Annotated in this window: 15 protein-coding genes; 9 read left to right on the top strand and 6 right to left on the bottom strand. The window is 67.9% G+C overall.

All coding sequences use genetic code 11. The features are described 5' to 3' along the window. Positions 1-552 precede the first annotated feature (552 nt). From rpmH to P3X83_RS26505, 8 genes are all read left to right on the top strand, one after another. Positions 553-690, top strand: a complete 138-nt coding sequence (gene rpmH, locus P3X83_RS26540; protein WP_277307935.1) for a 50S ribosomal protein L34 — start codon at positions 553-555, stop codon at positions 688-690. Between the two features lie 94 nt (positions 691-784). Next, a complete protein-coding gene (rnpA, locus tag P3X83_RS26535) occupies positions 785-1165 on the top strand; it encodes a ribonuclease P protein component (protein WP_277307934.1) in 381 nt (126 codons plus the stop codon). 14 nt (positions 1166-1179) lie between these two features. Beyond that, a complete protein-coding gene (gene yidD / locus P3X83_RS26530) occupies positions 1180-1482 on the top strand; it encodes a membrane protein insertion efficiency factor YidD (protein ID WP_277307933.1) in 303 nt (100 codons plus the stop codon). 4 nt (positions 1483-1486) lie between these two features. Continuing rightward, positions 1487-2449 carry a membrane protein insertase YidC gene (gene yidC, locus P3X83_RS26525; protein ID WP_277307932.1) on the top strand — a complete coding sequence of 321 codons (963 nt, stop codon included), beginning with the start codon at positions 1487-1489 and terminating at the stop codon, positions 2447-2449. 42 nt (positions 2450-2491) lie between these two features. After that, positions 2492-3010 (top strand): R3H domain-containing nucleic acid-binding protein, encoded by a 519-nt coding sequence (locus tag P3X83_RS26520; RefSeq protein ID WP_277307931.1) that lies wholly within the window; start codon positions 2492-2494, stop codon positions 3008-3010. 602 nt (positions 3011-3612) lie between these two features. Next, on the top strand, positions 3613-4296 hold the full coding sequence (gene rsmG / locus P3X83_RS26515) for a 16S rRNA (guanine(527)-N(7))-methyltransferase RsmG (RefSeq protein ID WP_277307930.1): 684 nt from the start codon (positions 3613-3615) through the stop codon (positions 4294-4296). A 199-nt stretch (positions 4297-4495) separates the two neighbouring features. Continuing rightward, on the top strand, positions 4496-5395 hold the full coding sequence (locus P3X83_RS26510) for a ParA family protein (protein ID WP_277307969.1): 900 nt from the start codon (positions 4496-4498) through the stop codon (positions 5393-5395). A 103-nt stretch (positions 5396-5498) separates the two neighbouring features. After that, positions 5499-6491, top strand: a complete 993-nt coding sequence (locus P3X83_RS26505; RefSeq protein WP_277307929.1) for a ParB/RepB/Spo0J family partition protein — start codon at positions 5499-5501, stop codon at positions 6489-6491. 117 nt (positions 6492-6608) lie between these two features. Here the strand turns inward: P3X83_RS26505 and P3X83_RS26500 are convergent, their stop codons facing one another. From P3X83_RS26500 to P3X83_RS26485, 4 genes are all read right to left on the bottom strand, one after another. Then, on the bottom strand, positions 6609-7529 hold the full coding sequence (locus P3X83_RS26500) for an ADP-ribosylglycohydrolase family protein (RefSeq protein ID WP_277307968.1): 921 nt from the start codon (positions 7527-7529) through the stop codon (positions 6609-6611). A gap of 1468 nt (positions 7530-8997) precedes the next feature. Then, positions 8998-10044 carry an aminotransferase class V-fold PLP-dependent enzyme gene (locus tag P3X83_RS26495; protein WP_277307928.1) on the bottom strand — a complete coding sequence of 349 codons (1047 nt, stop codon included), beginning with the start codon at positions 10042-10044 and terminating at the stop codon, positions 8998-9000. Between the two features lie 130 nt (positions 10045-10174). Continuing rightward, positions 10175-11125 (bottom strand): D-alanine--D-alanine ligase, encoded by a 951-nt coding sequence (locus P3X83_RS26490; RefSeq protein WP_277307927.1) that lies wholly within the window; start codon positions 11123-11125, stop codon positions 10175-10177. Positions 11126-11791: 666 nt separating this feature from the next. Beyond that, positions 11792-13024: a PLP-dependent aminotransferase family protein gene (locus P3X83_RS26485; protein ID WP_277307967.1), complete on the bottom strand. Its 1233-nt coding sequence runs from the start codon at positions 13022-13024 to the stop codon at positions 11792-11794. A gap of 289 nt (positions 13025-13313) precedes the next feature. Between P3X83_RS26485 and P3X83_RS26480 the strand changes: the two genes are divergently transcribed. After that, on the top strand, positions 13314-13931 hold the full coding sequence (locus tag P3X83_RS26480; RefSeq protein ID WP_277307926.1) for a GNAT family N-acetyltransferase: 618 nt from the start codon (positions 13314-13316) through the stop codon (positions 13929-13931). Between the two features lie 885 nt (positions 13932-14816). On the opposite strand, the gene trxA is transcribed toward P3X83_RS26480, so the two are convergent. Together trxA and trxB are read right to left on the bottom strand one after the other, a co-directional pair. Further along, positions 14817-15140 (bottom strand): thioredoxin, encoded by a 324-nt coding sequence (gene trxA, locus P3X83_RS26475; RefSeq protein WP_277307925.1) that lies wholly within the window; start codon positions 15138-15140, stop codon positions 14817-14819. Between the two features lie 14 nt (positions 15141-15154). After that, a complete protein-coding gene (trxB, locus tag P3X83_RS26470; RefSeq protein WP_277307924.1) occupies positions 15155-16087 on the bottom strand; it encodes a thioredoxin-disulfide reductase in 933 nt (310 codons plus the stop codon). Between the last annotated feature and the right edge of the window lie 7 nt (positions 16088-16094).

Raw genomic sequence — 16094 nt, 5'->3', positions numbered from 1 at the left:
GCCCCCCGCGTCCTCGTTGTCCACACCCATGTGTTATCCACATCGGTGCCTTGACGCCTTCGCGCGGACGGCCCGGCTGCCCTCCTGTGTCCACAGCTCGCCGGTCGCGCGTCGTCCACCGGAGATCCACAGGGAATCCACAATGTATGCACAGCCCACGAGGTCACCTTCGAGCGCATCCGGGCAGAACGGAAGGGAGATCCGGAGGGCCGACAGTAGCCGTGTGCACATCTGTGTTCAAGACGTTGTCCACAGCCTAGTGGCAGGATGCGGGAGGCTGGGTGCACATGCTGTGGATGGCGTGGCTCCCGTGGATAACCCGCCTGTGGATTAGTGGATAACGCCTGGCCAGGGCGAGCGCAGCGGGGCGGTGGCCCGGCGGCCGCGGCCGTTCGGTTTGACCTGGGCGCCGTCGTGCCCGTAACGTACGACGGTCGGCCGAACGTGTGACGGCGTTTTGGCATGCCCGCACCAGTGCCGGCGACCAAGACCATGTGTGTCAGGTGTCCCTGCTTTTCCAGCGGGGCGCGACCCGAAGCCTGGAGCCCACTCGTGAGCAAGCGTACTTACCAGCCGAACAACCGCCGCCGCGCGAAGACCCACGGCTTCCGGCTGCGCATGCGCACCCGCGCCGGCCGCGCGATCCTGGCCGCCCGCCGTCGCAAGGGACGCGCGCAGCTGGCGGTCTGACGCCGCCGCGTCGGGTGGGCTTCCCGTCGCCCGCCGGGCGAGCCCCGGTGGGCGATTAGCCGTACCTGATCGCAGCTCAGTCGGAGGTCTGCTCGTGTTGCCGTCCCGGTCACGCATGCGCCGAGGTGAGGAGTTCACCACCGCGGTGCGTCGTGGAGACCGTGCCGGACGGCCCACGCTGGTCGTGCACCTCAGCAAGGAGACCGGCGGCGAGGGCCCGCCCCTGGTGGGGTTCGTGGTGAGCCGCGCGGTAGGGGGCGCCGTCGAGCGCAACCGGGTCAAGCGCCGGTTGCGACACTTGATGCGTGACCGTCTGCATCTGCTCCCGCAGGGTAGCCTGCTGGTGGTACGCGCCAATCCATCGGCCGCGTCCGCGCGATTCGAGCGTCTAGCCGCCGAACTCGACGTCGCGCTGAATCGTTTACTCAGGCGGCGAGGGCCTGCCCCACAGGCCCGGACGGATGGGCATCGATGACGGACCGACCGAGCATGGCGCGGGCGGCGACGGGCGTGATCACGGCGGAACAGGCCGCCGAGGCGAGCCCCGTCGCCAGGATCCTGATGGGTCCGATCCGCTTCTACCGTGCGTTCATCGGGCCGCTCCTCGGGCCTCGCTGTCGTTTCTACCCTTCGTGCAGTGCGTACGGCCTTGAGGCGATCGCCGTCCACGGCGCGCTGCGCGGCTCATGGCTGACGATCCGGCGAATCGGGCGTTGCCACCCCTTCCATCCCGGAGGCGTTGACCCCGTGCCTTCTCGCCCGATCCGATCCCACGAAAAGCAAGGGAGCTAGTTCGGTGGAGCTGTCTTGGCTGAATTGGCTCTACACAGCCGTAGCGGCCGTAATCACCTGGATTCACCAGGGATATAGCACTTTCCTCGCCGAGGACAGCGGCCTCAACTGGGCGCTCACCATCATCACGCTCACCGTGCTGATGCGACTGCTGATCTTCCCGCTGTTCATGAAGCAGATGCGCTCCTCGCGGAAGATGCAGGAGCTGGCACCACGGGTGCAGGAACTGCGTAAGAAGTACAAGAACGACAAGCAGCGCATGAATCAAGAGGTCATGCGCGTCTACCAGGAGGGCGGGGCCAACCCGCTCGGTGGCTGTCTGCCGCTCGTCGCGCAGTTCCCGATCTTCATCTCCATGTTCACCGTGCTGAACGCGATGGCCCACGGCGATCCGAAGTTCGGCATGTCCCAGGAACTGGTGGACAGCGCCCGGAGCGCGCACATCTTCGGCGCGCCCATCCCGGCGACCTTCTTCACCTCCGACGCCGACATCATCAAGCTCGGCGCCGACCCGGTGATCAGCAAGATCGTCCTCGTGATCTTCGTGGCGATCAGCTCGCTGACGACCTTCCTGACGGTACGGCAGAGCGTGCAGCGCTCCATGGCGCAGATGCCGGACAATCCGATGGTCCAGCAGCAGAAGATCCTGATGTACATCTCGCCGCTGTTCGCCGTCTTCAGCCTGAACTTCCCGCTCGGTCTGATCCTCTACTGGGTCACCACCAACCTGTGGACCCTCGGTCAGCAGCACTGGTTCTACAGTCGTCACCCGATGCCCACGTTCGATGCCAAGGGCAACGTGATCGAGCCCGAGCCCAAGCCGGGGTTGATCACCAAGCTGCGCAGCCGGGGCAAGGCCGACGTCGAGGTCGAGCAGGACGCTCCGCCGTCCCCGGAGCCCAAGGTGGTGCGGCAGCAGCCGACGCGGCAGTCGCGCAGCAAGCGCACGGGTACGAAAAAGACCTAGCAGGCCGCCGGGTCCGCGCGCGCGACCCGACACACAAAGGAGATGCCGGACGTGACCGAGGCCGAACAGGAGACGGCGCGAACCCCCACCGCGACCGTTCCCGATCTCGCTGCGCTTGAGCAGGAGGGTGAGATCGCCGCGGATTACATCGAGGGACTGCTGGACATCGCCGACATCGACGGCGACATCGACATGGACGTCGAGGGTGATCGCGCCATGGTGTCGGTGGTGGGGGTCAAGGGGAGCGACCTCACGGGCCGCAACGGGGAGATCCTGGAGGCGCTCCAGGAGCTGACCCGGCTGGCCGTTCACCGGCAGACCGGCGAGCGGTCCCGCCTGATGCTCGACGTCAGCGGCTTTCGCGAGCGCCGGAGGGCGGAGCTGACCAAGCTCGGCGGCAAGGTCGCCGACGACGTCAAGCGCAGCGGCGAGGCCAAGCCGCTGCAGCCGATGACGCCGTTCGAGCGCAAGATCGTGCACGACGCGGTGGCGGCGGCCGGCCTGCGCAGCGAGTCGGAGGGCGAGGAGCCCAACCGCTTCGTCGTGGTCATGCCCGTCTGACCCGCTTACCGCTTTAACCTACGGCCCTGCCCCGTGCGAACGCACGAGCGCAGGGCCGAGTGCTTTCCATGGCCCTGTGACCTCCGATACCGGCGCATCGGCGGCTGTTTATCCCCAGCCTGTGGAAAACTTGCCGCGCCGCGGACCCAGGGCCGCCGGGCGTGGCCGGTCCATGATTCCCCCGCTGACCCGGTCGTGAACGGTTTCTGCGCCGTGCGGGCTACCCCGCTCGGCGTGGGATATGTCCCCAGCCTGTGGACAACTTTCGCGCCCTGATGAGCGGACGGCGGGCGTGCCGCACGACCCGCCGGACCTGCGCATCGGTTTCATCCGGATTAGTGATCGATCCGGACCGTTAGCCTAGAGGGGTTCCCTCGCGCCCCGGCGTGGCCGAAGGTTATCCACAGGCTGCGGCGCGCCGTCGGTGGTGCGGGCGAAAGCTGGATATGGTCGTCGGGTCGGGCAGGCGCCGGCGGTGGCCGGGTGATCAACCGGCACGATCGACCGGCGGGCGGGCATGAGCGTGTGATCCGTCCGCGGAGTGAAGGGGAGGGCAGCGGTGCGAGCCGGTTCGAGCGGCGGCGTGCGTGCGGGAGGTCCTCATGAGTGATGAAACGCCCGCTCCTCCCCCGGTGGCCCGTGAGGTCTTCAGCGGTGACGCATGGCCGCTGGCCGAGGCATACGCCCGGATGCTCGCCGGTCCCGCCGTGGTGCGCGGCCTGCTGGGGCCCCGGGAGGTCCCCCGGGTGTGGGATCGCCACCTGTTGAACTGCGCGGTGGTGGCCGAGGCCGTCCCGCGAGACGTCACCCTGGTCGACGTCGGCTCTGGCGCCGGTCTCCCCGGCATGGTGCTGGCGATCGTGCGGCCCGACATCACGGTGACCCTGCTGGAGCCGTTGCTGCGCCGGGTCGTGTTCCTGGAGGAGTGCGCCGAGGAGCTGAAACTCGGCAACGTCGAGGTGGTTCGGGGGCGCGCCGAGGAGCTCGCCGGCAAGCGCTCCTTCGACGTCGCGGTGGCTCGCGCGGTCGCGCCGCTTGAGCGGCTGCTGACCTGGTCCATGCCGTTGTTGCACGAGGGCGGCGAGCTGCTCGCGATGAAGGGGGAGCGGGCCGCGGCGGAGCTCGGCGAGGCCGAATCGCAATTACGAGCCTGTGGGGTCCAGAGGGCCGAGCTTGTCGCGGTCGGGCACGGTAAGGTCGAGCCGCCCGCAACTCTCGTCCGGGTGGTCGCCGGTCGCCCGCCCGAGCGAGGTCGGCGCGACCCTCGGCGCAGACGGAAGAGGTGACGTCTTGGCCAGTACGGCTAGCGGCCTTGGCTGGCCTGCCGCCCGCGCCGAAACCGCAGAGTCCGGAAATCGTTCTGGCCTCGGCTGGCCGGCCGCCCCGGGGGAGCGGCGCGAGACTCCGAGCCCGAACGGTGCCGCCGAGCCGGTTGAAAGGACGACGACGGTGACCGACACTCCCCTTAACCCCGGCGACTCGCCGCTGGTACGAGAGGCACTCAGCTCAGTGGTTTCACGTGAAACATCGGCTCCCCAGACGGCGACGGCGGCACCCACCGCCGTCAGCACCTCGCGAAACGGTGACTGGCCGCGCCCCCCTGAGCGCAGGATCATTACCGTCGCGAACCAGAAGGGCGGCGTGGGCAAGACCACCACGTCGGTCAACCTCGCAGCAGCCCTGTCCATGCACAACCAGCGGGTCCTGGTCATCGACCTCGACCCCCAGGGCAACGCCTCGACCGCACTCTCCATAGAGCATCGGGGCGACGTTCCCGACGTCTATCAGGTGCTGGTCGACGACCTCCCGCTCAAGGAGATCGTCAAAGAGGTGCCCGACATGCCCGGGCTCTACTGCGCGCCCGCGACCATCGACCTCGCCGGCGCCGAAATCGAGCTGGTCTCGCTGGTGGCCCGTGAGACACGGCTGCGCCGTGCCATCAACGCCTTCGACTCCATCGAGCTCGACTACATTCTGATCGACTGCCCGCCCTCCCTCGGCCTGCTGACCGTGAACGCGCTGGTCGCCACGAGAGAGCTGCTGATCCCCATCCAGTGCGAGTACTACGCGCTCGAAGGGCTGGGACAGCTCCTCCGTAACGTCGATCTGGTCCGGGCTCACCTCAACCCGGAGCTCGTCCTCTCCACCATCGTGCTGACCATGTACGACGGTCGCACCCGCCTGGCGTCGCAGGTGGCGGACGAAGTGCGGTCGCATTTCGCGGATACGGTGCTGAACACGGTGATTCCGCGGAGCGTGCGGGTATCGGAGGCGCCCAGCTACGGCCAGTCGGTCATGACATACGACCCGGGGTCGAGCGGTGCGATGGCGTACATGGACGCGGCCCGCGAGATCGCGTACCGGGGCGCTGCCGTACAGGCATAGAACACCGGCGGGGGCCTCGCGTCTGGTCGTGGCCCCGGCTGGTACGGCGGTAACCTCGCAGAAGCGGCGGCCCGTAGGCGGACGGGCGGATGAGGGAGTTGTAGTGGGTCAGCAGCGGCGCGGACTGGGCAAGGGGCTCGGGGCACTGATCCCGACCGCCCCCGTCATAGAGACCTCGGCGGGCATCGCCCCGGCCGAGGGGTCCGTCGGGACCATCACGGCGGAGGTTTCGCAAGGAAGCGGCGTAACCAGCCCGGGGCCGTTGCCCGTGCCGGGAGCGCACTTCCAGGAGATCCCGGTCAAGGCGATCGAGCCGAACCCTCGTCAGCCCCGCAAGGTCTTCGACGACATCGCACTCGAAGAGCTGGCGGAGTCCATCCGCGAGGTGGGTCTGCTCCAGCCGATCGTGGTCCGGCCCATGGTGGACGGCAAGTTCGAGCTCATCATGGGGGAGCGCCGCTGGCGCGCCTCAAAACGCGCCGGGTTGAGCGAGATCCCCGCCATCGTGCGGAAAACCCAGGACGACGAGCTGCTGCGCGACGCCCTGATCGAGAACCTCCAGCGCGAACAGCTCAATCCCCTCGAAGAGGGGGCGGCCTACCAGCAGCTCCTTGACGACTTCGGTGCCACCCACGAGCAACTCGCTCAGCGCATCGGCCGCTCGCGCCCGCATATCACCAACACGCTCCGCCTGCTCAACCTCCCGCCCGGAGTTCAGCGGCGCGTCGCCGCCGGCCTGATCAGCGCTGGCCACGCACGGGCCCTGCTCACCCTCGACGACTCCGCCGCCCAGGAGCACCTGGCCGGCCGAATCGTCGCCGAGGGCCTGTCCGTGCGCTCGGTAGAAGAGATCGTCGCCATCGGCGACGCGAAGTCCGCCCCCGGGCCGCGCCAGAAAGCACAGAAGAAGCCTCCCGCACCGGCCCTCATCGACCTCGCCGACCGTCTCTCCGACCATTTCGAGACCAAGGTGAAGGTCGACCTCGGCACTCGCAAGGGCCGCATCGTCGTCGAGTTCGCCACCATGGACGACCTTGAGCGCATCATCGACACGATGGCCCCCGAAGCCGCCCGCATCGTCCGCTCTGACGACTGACCTCGCGTCTGTCCGGCATGCCCGCAGGTCGCTTCCTGCGGGCATTCTCTTGTCGTGTTTCACGTGAAACACGACAAAGCCTGGGGTGCGGACCTGGCACTGAGCGCCGTTCCTTCCCTATCCTGCCAACGCGCGAGCGAGATCGAGCAGGTGCGGCAGACGTAGAACTCGGCCACCACCACCGGGCAGTGGGACGTGCAGCGGCTCCGTCCAGCGCACCGGAATCGCGCTCAGTCCATAGACGGCCCCCGCCAGCCCCCCGGTGACCGTCGCGACGGTGTCGGTGTCCCCACCCAGATCGACGGCGGCCCGCAGCGCGTCTTCGTAGCTGCTCGTGGTGCGCAGCGCCCACACCGCCGACCCAAGACACGGCCACACCGCACCGTTGAACTCGGTAGCCTGGGTCGGGTGCCAGTCCTTGTCCAGCACGACGGAGTAGCGCTCGCGCTGGTCGGGATGGATAGCGGCAAGCGTCTCAGGGACGGCGTCCAGCGGGGATTCACCGCTCAGCGCGACCCGCACCAGCTCATGGAAGATCGCGGTGCCTTCCCAGGCGGCCGGATCGCCATGGGTGAGCGCGGCTATTTGGCGGGCCGCATTCATGCTGACCTGCAGTCCATCGGGGGCGAAGTACACCGCTGAGGGAGTGGCCCGCATCAGCGACCCGTTGCCGGCCGCCTGGTGACCGCTGCGATAGTGGTCGGCCGCGGCCTGATCCCACGGCAGCCCACGGCTCAGGACAGCCCGGGTCTGCAGCCCGATGTCCTTGGGAGAGTCGTCCGCCCAGCGCTGAAAGCGGACGAAGATGTCAGGCAGGTCCAGGGCGTGGTGCTCCAAGAGCGAGTCGGCGACGTGGACGGCCATCTGCGTGTCATCCGTGGCCTCCCCGGGATTCCAGGGGCCACCCCCGCACATCTCGCTCCCGCTATCGGACGTTGGAAACCGGGCCGAATACGCTCCCGGCGGCCCAAACTCAAAGGGGGCACCTAACGCATCCCCCACCACCGCCCCAACGACGGCCCCTGCGACCCGCTCCATATGATCCACAACCGGCACCTTACTGAATCCCACCAGATTCAGCCTCTGCCCAGCGCCTCACCCCACCGGCCTTGAGACCGTAGAACCCTGGTCGGCCGATCCCCCAGCCGTGCCCTTGCGCGCTCCCACATCTCCACCCAACGCAGATCAAGCCCCGCTGCTGCCGACTACCTGCCCTAGCGGATCAAGCGGCGGTGCCACGCCTGTCCTGGGCCGCTTCTTCACCCGGTGCCTTTGCGTTCCTTGGTGCGCGTTGCCGCCTATCCCGCAAAGGGGATCAAGTCGCGATGCTGTCGGCCGTCCTGGCGCGGGGCTATCGTCTGGCCGCCAAAGCGGTTCAAGCCCGGTGGGCCTGCCGTCCTGGAGCGCGCTGCGCGCGCAATCGCCCTCGCTTCAGTGAGACTTGTGGGGTAGGCGGTTCGGCGGGATCTGACCCTCCTCGCTTCTGGCCCCGGGATTGGATCGGGTGTCTTTCGAGCGACTTGTCGATCGCGTCGGGTCCGTCTGCGCAGGAAGGCCTCCAGGGCTTGGCGGTGTGTGGCCTGATAGATGTCTGACCGGTGCGTATGGTGTTGTCTCGTCACTGTTCCGCCCATGCCGGCCGGCCCGGGTGCCGTGGGAAGAGGGGCGGGCGTTGGTGCGCTCGTCAGTGGTGGATCGGGAAGGGGCGGGCCACGGCGATGGGACGTCACCATTCTGATCGGCGTGGATAGGGATGACGGGGGTGTCGCTCTGGAGCGGTGTTTCGCTGTGCACATGTCGCTGCGCCAACCGGGGGATAGCGGGGTCGCCCTGCCGTGGCAGGGGATAGCGGTAGGGGAACACCTGGCGGCGATCCGCTTCCCGGAACGTATGACGCGCCGTCGGTCGGAGTTCTGTGCGATAGAGACTGCCAGGGTGCGCACGCTCCTGCGCTGCCGTCGCGTGAGTGTGAGATCGCCTGACCGGTGCCCCCTCTGTAGATGCGCCATGGCTCGCCTGCGGTGTCTCCCCCCGCTGAGGGGCGCACGGCGCGGGTGTGCGCCCAGTGGGCACACGTGGGTGGTCATGGCGGCCCTGTGGGCGACGTTGCCGAGGGCGACAGGGGTGAGCCATGCTCAGGCGATCTGCTCCCGGAGCGTAGGTCTGGAGGTCCCTGGGGTACGCGGCTGCAGATCGACTGACGGCCTCATCGGCGACGTCAGGCAGCTCGGTCGAGCGGTGTTGATGGCGCGCGGTGTGCTTTGGATGCCGACGTCAGACTCCGTCTCATGCCCCATCCCTCGACGGCTGGCGGCCCCGGATGTTTCACGTGAAACACGACGCCCTCGGCCCGTACGGCTTGCAGGACCGCGTTCTGGCAGCCGCCGTGTGAGGGAAGCAGGAACGAGTCCTTGCGGTCAAGGTCGTTCAGTCGTACGCGTCGCTCTGGGGCCGGGTGAGGGCCGGGTGGGTTTGTCGTTTCACGTGAAACATTGGGGGGGGGTGCTCAGGGAGAGAGGACCTTCCTGATGGCGGCGATGAAGTCGTCCACGTGCTCTGGCGTGGTGTCGAAGGCGGTCATCCAGCGCACCACGTTCTCCGATTCGTCCCAGACGTGGAAAGTGAACTGTTCCTGCAGGATGCTGATCGCCTCCTTAGGTAGGGCAGCGAATACGGCATTGGATTCCACTGGGTACCGGATGGTCAGGCCAGGGAGGTCGGTGACGCCGTCCGCCAGGCGGTGGGACATGGCGTTCGCGTGGGTGGCGTTCCTGCTCCAGAGGTCGTCGGTGAGGAGCGTGGAGAGCTGCACCGAGATGAAGCGAGTCTTGGAAGCGAGCTGGAGGGACTGCCGGCGGAGGAAGGGAATGGCGGCGGTGAGGGAAGGCCGGAGAACGATGACGGCTTCGGCGGCCAGGGCGCCGTTCTTGGTTCCTCCGAAGCTGAGCACGTCCACCCCGGCGTCAGTGGTGAACTCGCGGAGCGGGCACTTGAGGAACGCAGCCGCGTTTGCAAGCCTCGCCCCGTCCACGTGAAGCAGCATCCCGTTGGCGTGCGCCACGTCCGCCAAGGCGGCGATCTCGTCGGGTGTGTAGCAGGTGCCCAGTTCGGTCACCTGAGAGATCGACACCACTCGTGGCAGCGGCTCGAAGTCCACGCCCGCTACCGGGAGACGGGTTCTGATGTCGTCCGGGACGAGCTTGCCATCCTCGGTGGGAACCGTGACCAGCTTGCTGCCCAGCAGGCGCTCGGCGGCTCCAGTCTCATGGGTCGCAATGTGGGCGGTCTCCGGGCAGATGATGGAGTCAAAGCGGCCCACAGTGCCCGCGAGCCCGACCATGTTGGCTCCCGCGCCGTTCAAGACGGGAAATCCGGCCGCGGCGCCGCCGAACACATCCTTGATGTGATCCTCGAATTCTCGCGTCCAGCGGTCACCACCGTAGGCGGGAGCGTCTCCCTCATTGGCCCGGGCCATCGCCGCGAGTACGTCCGGGTGGGTTCCGGCATGGTTGTCGCTGGCGAAGCTCTTGGGATACAGGGAGTCGATCGGCATTCCGTAAGGCTACGTCCGGGGCGCCGCGGGACTCGGATGCGGGTCGGGCGTTCGGCTTCGGTCGGCTGCCGGTTTCACGTGAAACATTGGCAGCCGACGGCGCTGCGTGGGGACGACCGCTGGAGGCGGCTCAGCGGCGGGATGCCGCGACTTCGAGGAGGTTGCGGCAGAGGGAGCCCAGATCCCGCCCCGAGGCTTCGACGGACATCGGGAAGAGTGAGGTCTCCGTCATGCCCGGCGCGACATTGACTTCGAGGAAATGAGGCTGGCCCTCGTCGTCCACGATGAGATCGGTCCTGGAGAGGTCGCGGAGCTGTAGAGCCGTATGGGCGGTGATGGCCGTCTCGGCGCACGCGGTGGCGGCGGCGGGGGAGAGTCGGGCCGGGGCGAAGAACTCGGTATGCCCCGCTGTATAGCGCGCCGCGTAGTCGTACACGCCTTCGTCGGGCACGATCTCGACGGCCGGGAGCGCCTTGGGACCGTCGCCTTCGTCGATGACCGAGATGGCGATCTCCACGCCAGAGACATAGCGTTCGATCAGCGCCGTGTCTCCGTAGGCGAAGCATCCCACCATCGCGGCGGGCAGTTCGTCGGCCGTATTGACGAGAGAAGCCCCCAGAGCCGACCCGCCACGGGCGGGCTTCACGAACAGGGGAAGGCCCAGACGCTCGACGATACGCGCCAGCATCGCCGAGGCCCCCAGATCGTGGAAGGTCTCCTTGGGCAGCGTGAAGGAGTCGGGGGTGCGAAGCCCGGCAGAACGAATGATCGCCTTCGCGCTGGGCTTGTCGAACGCGATACGACACGCGTCCGGCCCTGCGCCGACATACGGCACGTCCAGCAGTTCCAGGACCGAGCGAATCGCGCCGTCCTCACCGGAGCCGCCGTGCAGCATCACGAACGCCGCGTCTGGTGGGTCGGCGAGCACGGAAGGGACGAGGGAGGAGTCGGTGTCTCGCGTCTCGACATCGAAACCGCCTGCCCGCAGGACCTCGCTCACCCGCCGTCCCGATCTCAGAGAGACCTCCCGCTCGTATGAAAGCCCACCGGCGAGAACCAGCACATGACCGAGATCGCTCATAGGATCCCTCCAGCGTGGAGCCCCGAGCATCGGCTTCGGGGAAAAGTCGCGACACGGTCGGTGCCGCACGGGCGGGTGATGCGAGCGCCGGCGGCGGCAGCGTGGCCAGCGGATGCAGGACAGGTTAGCCCAATGCCACCCGCGAGGTGGAGAGGGGATGAGCGTCCGGTATGCGGGTGTGTCCGTCCCGTCGAAGTCGTGTGGTGTCGTGCGGTGCGGTCGCCCATGTGGCGAAGGTGCACGGGGGCGCGCACTGTCGCGGGCGCCCTCGACGCGCCCGTCGTGGACGGCTCGGTGCCCGAGCTCAAGGGCGGACTCCCGGCCGCCTGTTGGGCAGGCTGATGCCCGCCGTCGAGCACACTCCGGTCGGTTGACATGGGTGACGAGTGACGGTTGGACCATGGCGATGCCTTCTCTGCTCACCTGCGATTGGGCATCGCGCCACGCGGCTGGTGGTTAGGGGAGGAGGGATCGCCGGGTGGACTCCGTAGGAGATCACGATGGTGATCAGCCGGCGTGCGTACGCCGCTGTGGTGTCCTGCCAAAGTCGAGCGGTGTGAATGGTGCCGCTCCCGGCGGGGTGAAAGCGCGGGCCGGTGCGCGGGCGCTTGCCGTTGTGGAGTACGGCCGGTCGCCCGGGTAGGGCGACCGGCTGTGGGTTGGGACTCAGGCGATGTCGGGCGCCGGAGTATGAACTCCGTTGCGGCCGATGGGGGAACTTGTGCCGAAGGTTTCGTGGACGCGGAGCTCCTGCTCGATCACACCGGCCAGGCGGCGAACGCCCTCCCTGATGCGGTCCGGCTCCGGGTAGCAGAAGGACAGGCGCAGGTGCTGCGCGCCCTGGGAGTCGGCGTAGAAGCCGGTGCCCGGGACGAAGGCGACCCGTTCCGCGACCGCGCGGGGCAGGAGGGCCTTGGAATCCAGCCCCTCCGGGAGCGTCATCCATACGAAGAACCCGCCGGCCGGGCGAGTCCAGGTGCAGCCTGCGGGCATCAGCGCCTCAAGCGAGCCGAGCATCGCGTCCCGGCGGTCGCGATACAGCTCGCGGAAGGACTTGATCTGCTCCCGCCACGGCTGGGTGGCGAGGAACTGCCCTACGGCGAGCTGTGAGAACGAGGAGTGCGACAGCACGGCCGACTCCATCGCGAGCACGAGTTTGTCGCGCACGGCATGCGGCGCGAGCGCCCACCCGACCCGGAACCCCGGTGCGAATGTCTTGGAGAACGAACCGAGGTAGACGACCCCCTCGGGATCGTCGGCACGCAGTGCGCGCAGCGGTTCGCCGTCGAAGCCCAGCAGGCCGTACGGGTTGTCCTCGACCACGAGCACACCCGCGCGGTTGCAGATATCGAGGATCTGGCGCCGCCGGGAAAGGTCGAGGGTGACGCCCGCGGGGTTCTGGAAGTTCGGGATCGTGTACAGGAACTTGATGCGCCGCCCCTGGCGGGCCATCGTCTCGATGGTCTCGGCCAGCGCGGCCGGATCGAGGCCGTCTTCGTCCATCGCGACGTGGACGACGTGGGCCTGGTAGGCGGAGAAGGTGCCGAGGGCGCCCACGTAGGAGGGGCCTTCGGCGAGCACGACGTCACCGGGATCGATGAAGATCCGGGTGATCAGATCGAGTGCTTGCTGTGAACCGACGGTGACGACGACGTCGTTCGGGTCTGCCTCGATGCCCTCAAGCCGCATGACCTCGCAGATCTGCTCACGCAGATGCGGGTCGCCCTGGCCGGAACCGTACTGCAGCGCGACCGGGCCGCGCCGTGCCACGAGGTCGGCGACCAGTTCGCCGACCACGTCGAGGGGAAGAGCCGTGACGTACGGCATGCCGCCGGCGAGTGAGACCACCTCGGGCCTCGACGCGACGGCGAAGAGAGCTCGGATCTCAGAGGCGACCATCCCGGCGGCTCGCGCCGCGTACCGATCGACATATGCGTCGATGCGTGACCCGTGGGTCGCGCTGGTCTGACCGTGATCCGCTTCCTCTGTCACGGTCCACCTCCTCGGTCGAATTGCCGGAGAAAACCAGAGTACGTCACCATTTGTAACGGTCCCTCGGAGGGAGGCATCTCGCGGACCTGCCCTTGCTGGTCCGCGTTATCGCACTCCCTCTGGGCTACGATGCCAGTCGGGGACGTCGTATTGATGCGGTTTTCACCAAGACCCGCGTCAGGATAGGGGCCACCAGTTGTCGCGTCGCCTCGCCAGCATCACGCTGGACAACCTTGACGACCTGCCACGTCGGTGCAGGCGATGCGTCTTCTGGGAACTGGACCCGGTCAGCGGTGAGCGCGCGGACGCGGTCGGAGATCCCGGCCTGGAGAAGGAAGCGTGGATCTCGGCGACGCTGCTGGAGTGGGGGAGCTGCGGCAAGATCGCGTACGTGGACGGTGTCCCAGCGGGGTTCGTGCTCTACGCGCCGCCACTGTACGTGCCTCGCTCGGTGGCCTTCCCGACCTCACCGGTGAGCGCCGACGCCGTGCTGCTGATGACCGCACACATCATCTCCGAGTTCTCGGGCGGCGGGCTGGGCCGCATGCTGGTGCAGGGCGTGGCGAAGGATCTGACCCGGCGCGGCGTCAAGGCGATCGAGGCGTTCGGCGACCTGAAGTGGGAGCAGCCGGGGTGCCTGCTGCCGGCTGAGTATCTGCTCGCGGTGGGATTCAAGACCGTTCGGCCGCATTTGCGGTTTCCGCGCCTTCGGCTAGAGCTCAAGACCGCCGTCTCCTGGCGCGAGGACGTCGAGGTGGCCCTGGAGCGCCTGCTCGGCTCCATGAGCCCGGAGCGTGCACTACGGCCCGTCTGAGGGCCATCCACGAAGTTTGCCCACCCTGCGGTGATCGGTGCCCCGCGAAAGGGGCGCATGCGGACGGTTCTACGGGCTGCGGATTGTTCAGCATGCGTCGGAGGCGTGAACGGCGGGAGCGCCTATTCGGCGGCGGCCGGCCGAGGTGGCGCCGGCGTCAGGGGAAGCCTGACCCGAGGATGCCGATCCGAGCGCAGCGATGGCCCATCTGCGGTGCGCTACGGCGGTGCTGCGGGAGCTCGGTGGATACGGCGGTGGGCGCGACGCCGGTCTAGGTATGCGTATGGCGGTGCGATGGTGACCCCGATGGTGGGGCGAGGGGCCCGGAAGGCATGCCAGTACGGGCGGTGCCATCGCCTACGTGGCTCGGTGTGACCCGGCAGTGCGGGAAGAGGGCGTGGATGGGCTGCCGGTATGGGTGGTGCCGTTGCCTGCGCGGCCAGGCGGGATGTTGTGGGGGTGCCCCCCCCGGGCGTGGGCGCGTGGATCGGCTCCTGGTGCAGCGGTGTCGACGGCCACGCGGTGTGGTGGTCGGCGGGAGGGATGCCGTCCGGGGAGCTGTGCGATGCGGTCCCCGGTGGTGCGGGAAGGGGGCGCTGCCGTCGGCTAAGCGGCCGGGCGGGATGCGGTGGTCCCAGGAGGGGGCTGGTGCGGTGGTGCTATCGCCTGCTTGCCGTGGTGATGGCCGGAGGCTCGCTCATGGGGGCCTGGCAAGCCGGAGAGCGATTTCTTGGGGGTTTCAGCGGCCCCTTCGCCGGATGGTGGTGAGCCTTGGGGGAAGGGGCCGCTGGTTGGGTGGGTGCCCGCTCGGGAGAGCGGTTGGTACGGCAGGCGCTGCAGCGTCCGACCGCAGGGGGCTCACCCAGAGCCCCGTGGGGTCGAGCTCTAGATGATGCCCTCGAGTTCGCGAAGCAGCATGGCCTTCGGCTTCGCGCCGATTATCTGCTTCACAACCTCTCCGTCCTTATAGACGTTCAGCGTCGGGATCTGGAGTACACCGTAATCACGAGGAACCACCGGATTCTCGTCGATGTTGAGCTTGACCACGGTCAGCTTGTCGGCCTGCTCGTTGGCGATCTCCTGGAGGATGGGCGCGACCTGGCGGCACGGCCCGCACCATTCGGCCCAGAAGTCGACCAGCACGGGCTTGTCACTCTTGAGGACTTCCGCGTTGAAGGTCGCGTCGGTGACGCTCTTGATGGTGCCCACGATTGGTACTCTCCTTAACTTTCCTGAAGGGCGAGCCAGCGCTCGGCGTCAAGGGACGCCTGGCAGCCGGTGCCCGCGGCGGTGATCGCTTGGCGGTAGATGTGGTCGACGACGTCGCCGCAGGCGAAGACGCCCTCCAGGGTGGTGCCGGTGCCGGGTGCCTGCACCTGGATGTAGCCCTCGTCGTCGAGCTGGAGCTGGCCCTTGATCAGTTCGTTGCGCGGGTCGTGACCGATCGCCACGAACAGGCCGGTGACCGCGAGCTCGGTGGTCTCGCCGGTCTTGAGGTTGCGCACGCGCACACCGGAGACGCGGTCGTCGCCGAGCACGTCGTCCACCGTGGAGTCCCAGATGAAGCGGATCTTCTCGTTGGCGAACGCGCGGTCCTGCATGATCTTGCTGGCCCGCAGCTCGGAGCGGCGGTGGATGATCGTCACAGACCGGGCGAAGCGGGTGAGGAAGGTCGCCTCCTCCATGGCGGAGTCGCCGCCGCCGACCACCACGATGTCCTGGTCGCGGAAGAAGAACCCGTCACAGGTGGCACACCATGACACACCGTGCCCGGAAAGCCGCTTCTCGTTGGGCAGGCCCAGTTCGCGGTAGCGCGAACCGGTGGCCACGATGACGGACTTTGCGTAGTAGGTGTCGGTCGCGGTCTTGACGACCTTCGGGCTGGCCGCGAGGTCGACCTCGACGACGTCGTCGGCGACCAGGTCGGCGCCGAACCGCTCGGCCTGCTTGCGCAGGTTGTCCATCAGGTCGGGGCCCATGATGCCGTCGGGGAACCCGGGGAAGTTCTCCACGTCGGTGGTGTTCATCAGGGCACCACCCGCCGTGACCGAACCTTCGAAGACCAGCGGACGGAGATCGGCACGAGCGGAGTAGATCGCCGCTGTGTAACCGGCCGGGCCCGAACCGATGATGATCACATTACGGACGTCGCTCACGCTCTAC

Origin of the sequence: Spongiactinospora sp. TRM90649, from assembly GCF_029382225.1 — a bacterium.
Lineage (GTDB): Bacteria > Actinomycetota > Actinomycetes > Streptosporangiales > Streptosporangiaceae > Spongiactinospora.
Note: the sequence above shows the minus strand (reverse complement) of the source record. Positions and strands in the feature narration are given on the sequence as shown.

Coding starts and splice junctions, on each gene's coding strand:
- yidD (WP_277307933.1), top strand. CDS start 1,180: ATGGCGCGGGCGGCGACGGGCGTGATCACGGCGGAACAGGCCGCCGAG.
- P3X83_RS26520 (WP_277307931.1), top strand. CDS start 2,492: ATGCCGGACGTGACCGAGGCCGAACAGGAGACGGCGCGAACCCCCACC.
- rsmG (WP_277307930.1), top strand. CDS start 3,613: ATGAGTGATGAAACGCCCGCTCCTCCCCCGGTGGCCCGTGAGGTCTTC.
- P3X83_RS26500 (WP_277307968.1), bottom strand. CDS start 7,529: ATGGAGCGGGTCGCAGGGGCCGTCGTTGGGGCGGTGGTGGGGGATGCG.
- P3X83_RS26495 (WP_277307928.1), bottom strand. CDS start 10,044: ATGCCGATCGACTCCCTGTATCCCAAGAGCTTCGCCAGCGACAACCAT.
- P3X83_RS26490 (WP_277307927.1), bottom strand. CDS start 11,125: ATGAGCGATCTCGGTCATGTGCTGGTTCTCGCCGGTGGGCTTTCATAC.
- P3X83_RS26485 (WP_277307967.1), bottom strand. CDS start 13,024: ATGGTCGCCTCTGAGATCCGAGCTCTCTTCGCCGTCGCGTCGAGGCCC.